General features: G+C 46.3%; 11 protein-coding genes. 7 read left to right on the top strand and 4 right to left on the bottom strand.

The features are described from left to right. Positions 1-68: 68 nt before the first annotated feature. The 4 genes from QUB08_RS17455 to ggt form a co-directional block, all read right to left on the bottom strand. Positions 69-209 carry a hypothetical protein gene (locus tag QUB08_RS17455; protein WP_333225889.1) on the bottom strand — a complete coding sequence of 47 codons (141 nt, stop codon included), beginning with the start codon at positions 207-209 and terminating at the stop codon, positions 69-71. A gap of 43 nt (positions 210-252) precedes the next feature. Next, entirely contained in the window at positions 253-435 is a 183-nt protein-coding gene (locus QUB08_RS17450; protein WP_333225888.1) for a hypothetical protein, read from the bottom strand. Further along, entirely contained in the window at positions 419-1300 is an 882-nt protein-coding gene (locus tag QUB08_RS17445) for a choice-of-anchor L family PEP-CTERM protein (protein ID WP_333225887.1), read from the bottom strand. The genes QUB08_RS17450 and QUB08_RS17445 overlap by 17 nt, the downstream gene beginning before the upstream one ends. A 534-nt stretch (positions 1301-1834) precedes the next feature. Continuing rightward, positions 1835-3562 (bottom strand): gamma-glutamyltransferase, encoded by a 1728-nt coding sequence (gene ggt, locus QUB08_RS17440; RefSeq protein ID WP_333225886.1) that lies wholly within the window; start codon positions 3560-3562, stop codon positions 1835-1837. Between the two features lie 823 nt (positions 3563-4385). On the opposite strand from ggt, the gene QUB08_RS17435 reads away from it, so the two are divergent. The 7 genes from QUB08_RS17435 to QUB08_RS17405 form a co-directional block, all read left to right on the top strand. Continuing rightward, a complete protein-coding gene (locus tag QUB08_RS17435; RefSeq protein WP_333225885.1) occupies positions 4386-5417 on the top strand; it encodes a glycosyltransferase family 2 protein in 1032 nt (343 codons plus the stop codon). A gap of 239 nt (positions 5418-5656) precedes the next feature. Then, positions 5657-5863, top strand: a complete 207-nt coding sequence (locus QUB08_RS17430) for a hypothetical protein (RefSeq protein WP_333225884.1) — start codon at positions 5657-5659, stop codon at positions 5861-5863. Positions 5864-6015: 152 nt separating this feature from the next. Then, the gene (locus tag QUB08_RS17425; protein WP_333225883.1) at positions 6016-6783 is read left to right on the top strand and encodes a DUF1350 family protein; all 768 of its coding nucleotides are present in this window, start codon (positions 6016-6018) and stop codon (positions 6781-6783) included. A gap of 415 nt (positions 6784-7198) precedes the next feature. Next, positions 7199-8563: a sigma-70 family RNA polymerase sigma factor gene (locus QUB08_RS17420; RefSeq protein WP_333225882.1), complete on the top strand. Its 1365-nt coding sequence runs from the start codon at positions 7199-7201 to the stop codon at positions 8561-8563. A gap of 367 nt (positions 8564-8930) precedes the next feature. Continuing rightward, positions 8931-9347, top strand: coding sequence for a hypothetical protein (locus QUB08_RS17415; protein ID WP_333225881.1), 417 nt, complete (start codon positions 8931-8933; stop codon positions 9345-9347). Positions 9348-9657: 310 nt separating this feature from the next. Next, entirely contained in the window at positions 9658-11295 is a 1638-nt protein-coding gene (locus QUB08_RS17410; RefSeq protein ID WP_333225880.1) for a DUF4347 domain-containing protein, read from the top strand. Between the two features lie 137 nt (positions 11296-11432). Then, on the top strand, positions 11433-12469 hold a 1037-nt coding region (locus tag QUB08_RS17405; RefSeq protein WP_333225879.1), incomplete at its 3' end, for a cadherin repeat domain-containing protein.

Here is a 12469-nt window from a genome sequence, read left to right as displayed (position 1 = left end):
ATAAAAACTTATATTCTGTCCGCTAGAACAACCGCCATAAAATTGGTTCGTAGTGAGGGCATTCGTCGTCAGAATTGTATGAGGACTTGCATTCCTCGCTGCGTACCCATAATGGTGGAATTACTTGACATGATATTACGCGATCGCGATCGCACAAACCGAGTTTTTTTTACCCGGTTCAACAACTGCAACGAGGTCTTTTCCTTCATCAAACCCCCTTTCTGTCTCCAACACGGCTAATCGAGATTCATATTACAGCAACCGCCAAAATGGTTCCTGTTCTGTTTTTCCTTCTTCCCTCTTCCTTCTTCCCTCTTCCTTCTTCCCTCTTCCTTCTTCCCTCTTCCTTCTTCCCTCTTCCCTCTTCCTTCTTCCCTCTTCCTTCTTCCCTCTTCCCTCTTCCCTCTTCCCTTCCTTATTAATTACTTCCGCCACGGCGATTGCGTAACTTTCGTCCAGCAGCCAGCATAGCGCCTCCCGCCATCAAACCCCCCACAGTCATCGGTTCGGGAACCGGCTCAGGTTGAACCGTCTCCACAGAACCGCCTTTAATAAATACAGCAGAATCTAAATAGCCATCGCCCACATCTTTAATGCGGATGCTGAGAACATTCGTCTGATTTTGCTTGAGCAAACCCTCAAAACCTAAAACTTTAGTAAAACCGTCGAGCTTAACGATGTTAGCAGCAATACCTGTGAAACTTGGGTTGTCAATATAGTCGGGGTGATCTGTAGAGCGATTATATGGATCGGGAACAAGATTATTAATCGTAACTGTTTTTCCGTCGCTCAATTTTGCCAAATTAATGCCGTTCAGCAGCAGTTCAAAATCGTCATTATATTCTTCATAAGCGCCGAACTCAGGAAACTCCTCAGAAGCAAATACATATTCAAAGAACAACTTTTGAACCCTGCTATCAGCAAAAAAGCTGAGGTTTAGCTGAGTCACATCCCCCTGTTCACCCTTAGCACCAAAGTCCGTGCTTAAATCGCTGTCCTTTGTCGTGAAGTTATCTTTCCGATTCTGACCCGGTATATCAGCGACTTTACCAGTGCTCAGAACAACACCTGATGTCAAACCGAAGGGGTCATTAGTGAAAGTGCCAAAAGCAGCCGAATTACCCCTAATTGAAACAGAGAAATTACTCAACCCGGCTGTATTAGCCCCCAATAAATTATTTTTTAAAGTCTCAGTGTTATTAGTTGCCCCTACCGAAAATGCCATTGCTGGCGCTGCCAACAAACTCAGAGCAGTAGTTAATGTAGCTGTTAAGGCAGCAATTTTGTGAGTAATTATCATAAATTTTTCCTGGAAGATACAAACCTGATTCTCTGCACAACTTAATTTTTACATTATATAAGTATCAATGTCTAGTGCCTTTACAATAACTTTACACATAAGTGTATATACGCTTTCTGTGGTTATTCTTTTTGGTAGTTCTTGGCAATTAGTCAGCCTATAAACCTCAGCGCCAAAATACGGATGCAAAAATACACCTACACAGACTAATAATTTCATGACTTACGCACGGTCAGCCCAAAAAACCCGGTTTTGATACCGTTGGCGCTATCCAAAATGACTAATGACTAATGACTAATAGCTAATGACTAAGGACTAATGACTAATAGCTAATGACTAAGGACTCATGACTCATGACCTCCCCCAAAAAACCTATACAAGCCCCCGATTCCTGTCGTAGAGAGATCAAAATTTTTGACCCTAGTTCAACATCCCAGATTCATCTCTGGAGTAAATCTAAAATCCTTCGACTGAGCGCGAATCGACGGCTCGCCGAAGTCTAAAATCTAAAATCTCTAATCGACTGACTGATGACTAAAACCCCCTTGCTTCTCCTTCCCCGCGCCGATCGGCAGCCCCTTCCAACCAACCATCCGCAGTCAGGACGATCGCATTAGCATTGCCCCAGCCGTCACCTTCGACAATCTGGTGTCCCCGCCGCCGCAACTCCGAAAGCGTCGCAGCCTCAAAACCTCCCCGTTCCACCCTCAGGCGATCGGGCAGCCACTGATGGTGAATCCTCGGTGCGGATACAGCCTCACCAACATTCATGTCGTAAACCAACACATTCAACACAATCTGCAACACCGTGGTAATAATCGTGCTGCCTCCGGGAGCTCCCGCTGCGAGGCGAAATTTGCCATTTTCTGTCACGATGACCGGCGTCATGCTCGATAAGGGAGTCTTCCCCGGGGCGATCGAATTTGCCTCCCCGCCCACCAAACCAAACAAATTCGGCACTCCCGGCGCCGCTGCAAAATCATCCATCTCGTTGTTGAGCAAAATTCCCGTACCCGCGGCCACGACTCCAGCCCCAAAACCGCCATTCACTGTAAACGTCAAAGATACCACATTGCGCTCTTTGTCAACTACCGTTAGGTGGGTAGTTTCGGGAGACTCCCACAGGAGACGGTTCAAAGTTTCAGCGTCAACAGCCTTTACCTCGCTGGAGGGTCTGGCTTTTGACATTGGGATTTGCGATCGTCTCAATTTGGCATAATTGGTGCTAGTTAGAGCTTTGACTGGTACACTCACAAAATCCGGGTCGCCCAAATACTCAGCCCGATCGGCATAAGCAATCCTCATGCTCTCCGCCAGCAAGTGCAAAGTATCTGGACTTTGCCTCCCCAACCTCTTGAGATCCGTATCTCCCAGAATATTTAAGATTTGCAACAAATGAACGCCGCCCGAAGAAGGAGGCGACATCGCGCAAATTTCGTAAGCCCGAAAGTTCCCGCAAACCGGATTCCGCCAAATCGGCGTATAGTTTTTCAAATCTTCCAGAGTGATAATGCCGCCATTTTTAGCCATATCGGCGGCGATCGCCCGCGCAATGTCCCCGGTATAAAAACTCTGCGGATTTTGTGCAATCTGCCGCAAAGTCCGCGCCAAATCCCGCTGCACCAAAAGCTCACCCGGCTGGTATAAAATGCCACCACGAGTAAAAACCTCCCGCGCCGCCCGGTTTTTATTGATCGCATCCTGTCGTCGCCCGGTAGCCGTGGTAAACCGCGAACTTACCGGAAAGCCTTTTTCAGCCAGGGCGATCGCCGGCGCCACCACCGCAGTCCAAGGCAACTTACCATACTCGCGGTGCACCGTATAAAGTCCAGCAACAGTGCCCGGAATACCCGCCGCCAAATGCCCGTCCAGACTTGCCCTTTGGCGCACCTTCCCTTGCTTGTCGAGGTACATATCCCGCGCCGCCCGTTTCGGAGCTCGTTCCCGGAAATCCAGCGCTTGCACAGTCCCCGTTTCGGCCCGCCGCAGCAGCAAAAAACCCCCGCCACCGATACCCGCCGAAAAAGGCTCCACCACCGAAATCGCCAAAGCCGTAGCAGCCGCCGCATCAACTGCATTGCCGCCCTGTTGCAGCAGTGCCAGCCCCGCAGCGCTCGCCAGAGGGTGAGCCGAAACTGTCATCCCCTGTTTGCTGCGCTGTTGCTGCAAGGTTGCCTGTAGCTGCTGCTGGCAGCCACCCAACACCAAGACTGTTACGCAACAAGTATAAATTCGCACTTTACTCAAGAAATTTGGCAACATTTTTTACGGGTGAGGCGAGGATTTTTTATAGTATAATTCTACGATCGTCTTCCCTAAGACCTAGCGGTACTGAGTTCAATCGCAGCTAAATTACCTGTTATGGCAGACGGGGAAACGATTTGACCCTGAGAGGCTCTCGCCGTGAAAGAGGAAGAGAGAAATGAGGGACAGCTTAGGGCCACTTCATAATTAAACAAGTTTGAAAAAGCATCTTTTTTAAGAAAATACCGATTTCAAAAAAGCTGATTAACATAGAAAAACGCCGTTGCTGATTTACTGTAGGAAAAACTAAAGATGCAAATCATATAAACCAGGATTCACAAAGGTTATGAATTTTCAAATTATTTTTGTTTCAGAGCGTGATTTAGCAACAGCAAAACCCTCAGTATTTTAGGTGATGGCTATGGTAATGCAACACATATAGCAATCCTTGCAGGAGTCGTAAATTTTTTACCCCACCCCAACCCTCCCCGAACCCGCTTGATCGGGAGTAAGAAATTCACCAATGATTTACGATTGCTATAGCAGACTTAAAAGATGCGATCGAATTTAGGACAACTCCAGTCCCCGGTAAAAACCCTCAATCCCTCGCACCCGTCGCCTTTGTGTCAGAAAAATTGCCCGCCAAATAATAGTCTGCACTCCGCCTGCTAAGGGCTGTCCCCTCCTTATGGTAGATCGGACTGATGTCGGTAAACCTGTTATATTGGCACTATGTAGGCAAGTTTCCTGACTACAGGTACTTGCAAGTAAATGAGTCAGAGTGTCTGCTTCGATACTATACTTCGGCGAATAACTACCAAACCACACCTTAATGCAAGTTATGAACAGCCAAAAAGTCAGTGTAATCATTCCTGCATTCAATGCTGCCGACACTCTGGCAGAGACAGTTGCCTCCGTCCTCAATGGTACCCACAATAATCTAGAAATTTTAATTGTTGATGACTGCTCTACTGACGCTACTGACAAAGTTGCTGCTAAGCTGGTCGAGCAAGATTCGAGAATTCAATACTTCAGGAATCCCCAAAATTACGGGGTTTCTAAGTCGAGAAATTTAATGATATATCGCGCCACATGTGAGTATGTAGCGTTTATCGACAGCGACGATACCTGGGAACCCAATAAGTTAGAAGTTTGTTTGAAGATGCTCGCAGACAATCCCGAAGTCAAAGCTGTGGCTCACGCTTTGCGGTATTTAGACAAGCGTGGCAATAAGTTGAGTTACATTCCCACCTATCCTACAACTAAAGCAGAAATGCAGGCGATTAAGGAGAAAGGCGAAAGTCCTTGGGTTTTCCCCTCTTCTGTTGTAGTCCATCGTTCCATTCTTCTCAAAGAAGGCGGGTTTGCAGAAGATTGGCCGGTAGGAGAAGATACAGAGTTATTTACCAAACTTGCTCAAAAGTATGGCTTGCTAGCGGCGACAGAACCTTTGGGAAATTATCGGATTAGAGGGAACTCTCTCACAGATAAGCACTGGTTCAAAAAGCGCATAGCTTCTGATTGTGTCAAGGAAAACCAACTGCGGCGCTTGCGGGGAGAAAAAGAGTTATCCCTCAACGAGTACGAAGAGTTATGTTTTAAGAATTTGCCACTTTTGCAAAGGCTGAACAAATTTCGAGAAGTTTTGGCACTGCACTACATGAGAAAGCTGGGACAAAGTTGGTTAAATCGGGAGGTTTTGCCTACTATTGTTTACGGCGTGGCTACCACAGTGCTCAATCCTCAAGCTACTGTGCACAAGTGGAAATGGATGAAGACTCACGAAAAGTTGAGTCATCAAACCGCAGAAGGTATTGGTTCTTCGGCAGAATCAAACCCTCAGCGATCGCCTGAAATCGGGGGGCTGTCCTAAAGGATGTTATAGTTGTATAGCCTTTCTCAGTAACATGAGGTGCACGCTTTATAAGCGGGCATAGGGCATAGGGCATAGGGCATAGGGCATAGGGCATAGGGCATAAGTCATACCTCACCAAGATTGAGAACTGCTGTATGCGGGTTGAGTCAAGAAATGAGGTGCTGCCAATACAGCCGAATCAAAGCCGATCGCCCAGGGGCTAATTAATACGCGATATTGGGGGTTTGGAGCCGTATTTGACTGTTAATATCCTGTCGGGTCAATTACCCGCAAGACCAGCTACAGCGGCTTGCAGCCCTGCGATGGGAGACAATATAAAAATTTTTGAAAGTCGCGATCGGATGCTAGCTTTGATTTATTCGGCCACTAGCTTCAACCCTATAGAGGGGGCAAATAGCAGCGATCGCCAGCCGTGCTATGTGCCCCCACAACAGTTAGAATAAATAATGTATAAGTAAAAAGGAAAGTTTTTGGAATAAAAAAATGGGTAGCAAACCCCTTTTTGATGCAAAAAATAAAAGCAAAAATTTATAAAACATTCTGCCTTTTACCTTCAGAGGACGATCGCCTTTTTACTTTGAATTAGATTGAATTTATGGACTGGCAAGAAATTTCTGGCAACTGGGTATTAATTCCCTCAAGACCGATCGCGATCGTACATTTTCTCGGCGGTGCATTTGTGGCGACAGCACCGCAACTCACCTATCGCTGGCTGTTAGAGGCTTTGGGGAATCAAGGATATCTTGTAGTAGCAACGCCGTTTGTCAATACTTTGGATCATATTGCGATCGCCCGCGATGTCCTCAACAAATTTGAAAATGCCCTCGATCGCCTGCGGGCCACTAAATTGCTCAAATCTTCCTATCTCCCCATTTACGGCATGGGGCACAGTATGGGATGCAAACTGCACTTGCTGATCGGTTCTGTATTTGACGTAGAAAGGGCAGGCAATATTCTGATTTCTTTCAACAATTATGCCGCATCAGAAGCAATCCCGATCGTCGAGCAAATTTCCCCCGTCTTTAAAGTCGAGTTTACCCCTTCCCCACAAGACACCAATCGCCTCGTCCAAGATAGCTATCAAATCCGGCGCAATCTTTTAGTCAAATTTAGCGGCGACAACATCGACCAAACCCTGCTGTTGACGAAACTGCTAAAAGCACGATTTCCCGACATGATTACAGTTCAGACTCTAGCCGGCAACCATCAAACGCCCTTGGGTCAAGATGTTAGCTGGCCTGTGGGTCAAATTTTTACGCCCTTCGATGCGATCGGGCAATGGGTCAAACAAGAAGTGTATCGAGAATTAAATGAATTAAAACGGACAATTCTGCTGTGGCTGAATCCTACGTCGCGCGTTTGAGATTGGAGATTGTGGAAGTGATCCCACGGATAAATCTGGGATCTGGTGATTCAGACACAAGCATAAAGTTACAGCTAACGTCCCAGAAAGCCAGCTCCTGAGCGGGGTTGGGATGATGGACAGCATATAAAACAGACGCTCCCCTTAGCCTATATATCAGCCTGAATTCAGTATTAATACAGTGGCGTTTGAGCTAGCGGGTCAGCTTAAATTGTTAAAGGGATGTCTAAGCTATGTACTCATAGCGGCGATGATCCTACTTTTCCGACTTTTCCGACTTGAAAGATCCGACTTTTCCGACTTGCTTGAGCCTGAGTGGTGAGTCAACATAGTGATAGGTGCATCTGAAGCTAGGTAAATTACTACCTAAATTAATCGCAAGTCGTTTGTCCACTTAGAGTTTCAGGCTCCAGAGATGTTAAGTTGTAGTTCTGCATCAATCCCTTGCTCAGGCACTCAAGATATAGATTCAGCTTTTTGGAAATTATGGCAGCAGCATCAAGATTATCTTTACCGTTGCTGTCGCAAGTGGATGGGCAATCCAACCGATGCTGAAGATGCCCTCAGTCGAGCGATGCTCAAAGCTTGCGAGAAAGCAAGAGAGGGTACGGATGATATCAAAAACTTTAAGGCTTGGTTAACCAAACTGACTTATAATCTGTGCGCCGATATCCATCGAGAGCGCAAAAGGGGTGCAGTAGGAGTTGAAAGTTTAGACACCATTGCTATAGGAAGCCAAACCGAATTAATTAGCCAAGAAGAAACACCTGTTCGCGCTGCTATGCAGCGCGAAATCGAATTATTTTTTCGCGAGGCAATAGATGAGTTGCCAGATAGATTGCGCGAGACTTTTATTCTCGATTTTGAATCAGGGCTATCTTATCAAAATATTGCCGAACAGCTTGCTATATCCTACGATAACGTCCGCAAGCGCATTTCTCAAGCGCGGGCAATTTTGCGTCAGCGGTTCAATGAAAATTTCGGCGAAGATGGGACTGACTCGGATTTGTCTAATCCTCAGTCGAGGGTTTCTCCTCAGCCTGCAAAAGGGAAAAAGTCTAAGAATATTGTTGAAAAAAAACCTGTTACAGAGGAGATTGAAGAAAGAGAAATTGTTGCCGGCGGGGAAGTTCAAGAGGCGGTTTTAGTGAATCCTCAATCTGATGGGGACATAGGAGAAAGAGAAATTGTTGCCGGTGGGGAAGTTCAAGAAGCGGCGGTGTGTGTTTTGCATCTAGGTGCGAACGATGATTCGCCCCTACGGATGTTGGCAAATAGTCTGGGGGATGACAGCGAAAAAGCGATCGCCCCTAACGCCTACAGCAGAGTCCTTTCTGAGTCTGGGGAAAGCCAAAAAGCTCTTGGTGTGCCGTCGGCATTAATGCAGCCGGCACAGGGCTGTTGTACCATCAGCGACTGCAATCCGCTGTATTCCCAGTTTGTCAACAGAGAAAACCCATACTTGACCGATGTTCGATCGCCAGAAATGCGATCGGGCCAGCGTGCCGGAGGCATATCGCGCAACGGTGCGTCTTCTGTATCGCCTTTTCTACTGTACAGGAGGATGTGGGCCGACAGTGGCGGCGGCTGGCTTTCTTCCATCGGAAAAATAGGCAGGGAGAAAATCGCTTTAAATCCGTTTTTACAGCGGATTGCTTGCCTCGTCTTGGCAAAGCCAAAATCTATTGGCCTGCAGGTGGCATTAATGCTGCCGCGCTGCAATCGGCTATATTCCCGCTTTCTCTATGACAATCAAGCATCAAGGATACCCGCCACGTGATTCATCCGTCCAGAAATAAAAAACCTGTATCGGATAAAGGAGCCCCCGAATTTATCCGTAGGGTCAATGCTTCAATTCTAAAATCTAAAATCTAAAATCTAAAATCTAAAATCGATTGACTGGCGCTGGGCGCGATATGGCGCTAGGCCGAATTTGGCATGGAAAAATTCGGCATCCCGTTTCCTCAATCTAGATTTTCAGGAAGAGATGGACTGCGTAGCAAGAATTTGTTAAACCCTCCCTCGAACCGGGTCATCCCCCAAAGGTTAGAGATGTCATATATCTAAAGACAGAATTATTCACAAATCACCTTCGGGAAACGTCTAACTAATAGAAGAAAAAAAACCAACCCTGGAGTTGAAAAATTATGATTCGTCGTATTGCTTTCGTTAGTGGTCTCGTTATTCTCAATGCTTTTGGTTTCGCTACCGTAGCCCGTGCCGGTGAAGGTGGTGTGGCAGGTTCTGCGGCTTTCACTGTTAACGACGGTAAAGTCACAGGTGTCGCTGTCTCGGCTGCTGTCGGTAAAGAAAATGCTTTCGCTCATTCTTTCAACTACAACGGCGACAATGACACTGGTTTACAGAACTCAGCCTTTGCCATTGGTACTGGGGGTACACTGAGTCTCAACGGTCTTGGCGACCCGGCTGGCTTGAACGTCAACACAATAGAAGACAGCGCTCGCGATGTCGTGCAAGCCAATATTTTAGGAGGATACACCATCAACCTAGGTACTACTAGCGGCGATCCTTTGGGTACGGCTCCGGCTCCGGCGGCTCCCTAGAACTGTTGAGAGTTGTTAGCTAGCAAGCTGACCCAGCAATTCAATCAATTTTTTCCCCTCTCAAATCTGATAAGCTGTTGTGCATTTAAATTGTATATTTCGAGTCCCCATCAAAAATCGTCAAATCCTCTCCCCCTCTCCTCTTCTCCCCCTCTCCCTCTCTAATACCATAGGCAATCTAGATGCAACACAGCTTATGAGGATCTCAGCGGCTCTCGCCACAGAAAGTCAGGAAAGATCCTCATTAAGAGAGGTTTTTTTATCCGCAATACCTTCTGATGAATAACAGGACATTCCCCAGATGAAACCCATGCTAAATACTTCAAAAAATATCAATCCAGCCGCCAGAATTGTTTTTATCGATGCCGGAGTAGAAAACGCCGATCTACTCATTGAGGGGGTCATTCCCACTACTGAAGTCTTTGTCCTAGATGGGACGGCCGATGGCATCGAGCAAATTAGCCAAGTTTTACAACAGCGTCAGAATATTGATGCAGTTCATATTATTTCTCACGGTGCGCCAGGTTGCTTGTATCTGGGCAATAGCCAACTGAGTTTAGATAACCTAATCCACTACGCCCCGCAACTGCAACAGTGGGATGTTGCTAACCTCCTCCTTTATGGCTGTAACGTTGCAGCAGGGGATGCCGGAGAGGAATTTATTACTAAGTTACACGCCCTCACCGGGTCAGAAATTGCGGCATCTAAGTCCCTGACCGGGAGTGCAGCTAAAGGCGGAAACTGGGAGTTAGAAGTCACAACAGCCCAGATGCAGCCAGTGCTGGCACTGCAAGCCGAGGCTATGGCGAACTACGGCTCTGTTCTTATTCTCCCTACTGATGTTGTCGAAGGAACTCTAAGCCAGTGGAATGATGGCATGCAGGGCATTCCTGCCTTTGGAGAGGGCGCAACACCAACCTTTGGCCAAACTTTCACGGCAACAGGATCATCCCTCAAATCGTTTACGATTAAATTAGACGACTACGAGCGGTTGCCCCATGACGAGTTTCAGCTCGATACAATAGATTTTAAAGCCTATGTAACGGCTTGGGATTCCAACAAAGGTGCTCCCGTGGGTCCCATTCTATATGAGAGTGTGCCTCAATCCACAACTCAGGTACGAGGTTTTGAAACCTTCACTTTTAACTCTAACATCTCATTAACACCAGGACAACAATATGTACTGTTGATAAATACAGACAAGCTAACTGATGGGATTCCAGGAGCTGGTGTCCAAGCAGGCTTTTTTCAAGATGTTTATGCTGGGGGAAATTGGGTTTATAATAATCAGGCGGGTCTTTTCAGCACTGGGTACACTTCTAATTCATCTCTAGATACAGCTTTTGAATTGGTATATGGCTCTGCTGTCACTCCTGTCACTCCTGTCAACCTCACACCCAATAACGATATTTTCAATGGGACTGCGGGTGTTGACCAAGTGAATGGTGGTGATGGAAGCGACATCCTCTATGGTAAAGCCGGAAACGATATCCTTGATGGTGGGGATGGCAATGATATTGTCTACGGGGGCGATGATGACGATTTGTTAAACGGTGGTAATGGTAGCGATCGCCTTTACGGTGATGCAGGTAATGATACTGTCAATGGGGATGCGGGTAACGATATTCTCTATGGCGGTGATGGTGACGATATCCTCAATGGCGGTGCAGGGAGCGATCGACTTTATGGTGACGCCGGGAACGATACCTTTATTCTAGCATCAGGAATGGGTCAGGATTCCATCTACAATTTCCAAGATGGCAAAGACAAAATTCAATTAAACGGTTTAGCTTTCGGTGATTTACTGATTACCCAAAGTGGTACTAATACCCAAATTAAACTATTAGCAACACCATCAGTTATCCTGGCATCTTTACAGAATATCAATTCAGGGTTAATTGGGGCGGCTGATTTTACTCCTCCTAGCGCGATTATGCCTGTGGTTTAATTGTATCAATTCTGAACCGATGGCTTTACCCTCGACTTAGTAGAAGAAAGCGCCACTGCACCCAGCAATCGCTGCACAGGAGGGTAAACCATTTCTTAAAAAAACTATTAATCCCTATTATTATATAGGATAAAAAAATGCCAGCAATTAATTTAACTACAACTACTTATACTCAAAACTTTAACACCTTAGAGAGTAGCGGTTCTCCTAGCAGTATTATGCCCACGGGGTGGGAGTTTTTGGAATCTGGAACCAATAATGCCAATAACACCTATGGTATTGATGATGGAACATCGCCTCCAGGCAATACCTACAGCTATGGAACAGGGAACACTAACGACAGAGCCTTAGGTGGGTTGCGATCTAATAATCTAATACCGACGTTGGGAGTGAGTTTCACTAACAATACAGGGAGTACAATTCGTTCATTAGCCATAAATTATCGTGGCGAACAATGGCGGTTGGGTGCTGTAAATCGAACAGATCGGTTAGATTTTCAATACAGCTTAGATGCGACTTCTCTTCTATCAACTGGCAGTTGGGTAGATTTTAATTCCCTTGACTTTAGTTCAGTCGTTACAACTGGGCCACTCGGCGCTCTCAATGGAAATGCCTCTCAGAACAGTGCCAACCTTTCAGGAACAATCTCTGGACTCAGTATTGCCAACGGTGAAAAATTCTATTTGCGCTGGCAAGATTTGGATGTGCCGGGTCCAGATGATGGTCTAGCCATTGATGATTTTTCACTTACCCCTACTCTGAATCTTGCCCCCACCAATATCAGTCTCAGCCCGAGCAACGTTGATGAAAATGTTTTAGCTAACACCCTTGTCGGAAATTTCAGTAGCACTGACCCGGACACAGGCAATACCTTTACTTACAGTTTAGTCACTGATCCGAATTATCCCGATAACACTGCGTTCACGATTTCTAATACTGGTCAACTGAAAACCAACGCTGCCCTCGACTTTGAAACTAAGCCCACTTACAATATCCTAGTTCGCACTACCGATGCTGGGGGACTAAGTTACGATAAACCCTTGACGGTTAATCTTAACAATGTTAACGAAGCACCAACCAACCTCAGTCTCAGCCCCAGCAACGTTGATGAAAATGTTTTAGCTAACACCCTTGTCGGAAATTTCAGTAGCACTGACCCGGACACAGGCAATAC

This window comes from Microcoleus sp. BR0-C5 (genome assembly GCF_036705045.1).
In the GTDB taxonomy this organism is placed as follows: Bacteria; Cyanobacteriota; Cyanobacteriia; order Cyanobacteriales; family Microcoleaceae; genus Microcoleus.
Note: the sequence above shows the minus strand (reverse complement) of the source record. Positions and strands in the feature narration are given on the sequence as shown.

What these genes read in the sequence shown, in the direction of transcription:
- QUB08_RS17455 (WP_333225889.1), bottom strand. Translation starts at nt 209, where the DNA reads ATGAAGGAAAAGACCTCGTTGCAGTTGTTGAACCGGGTAAAAAAAACT.
- QUB08_RS17445 (WP_333225887.1), bottom strand. Translation starts at nt 1,300, where the DNA reads ATGATAATTACTCACAAAATTGCTGCCTTAACAGCTACATTAACTACT.
- ggt (WP_333225886.1), bottom strand. Translation starts at nt 3,562, where the DNA reads ATGTTGCCAAATTTCTTGAGTAAAGTGCGAATTTATACTTGTTGCGTA.
- QUB08_RS17435 (WP_333225885.1), top strand. Translation starts at nt 4,386, where the DNA reads ATGAACAGCCAAAAAGTCAGTGTAATCATTCCTGCATTCAATGCTGCC.
- QUB08_RS17425 (WP_333225883.1), top strand. Translation starts at nt 6,016, where the DNA reads ATGGACTGGCAAGAAATTTCTGGCAACTGGGTATTAATTCCCTCAAGA.
- QUB08_RS17420 (WP_333225882.1), top strand. Translation starts at nt 7,199, where the DNA reads ATGTTAAGTTGTAGTTCTGCATCAATCCCTTGCTCAGGCACTCAAGAT.
- QUB08_RS17415 (WP_333225881.1), top strand. Translation starts at nt 8,931, where the DNA reads ATGATTCGTCGTATTGCTTTCGTTAGTGGTCTCGTTATTCTCAATGCT.
- QUB08_RS17410 (WP_333225880.1), top strand. Translation starts at nt 9,658, where the DNA reads ATGCTAAATACTTCAAAAAATATCAATCCAGCCGCCAGAATTGTTTTT.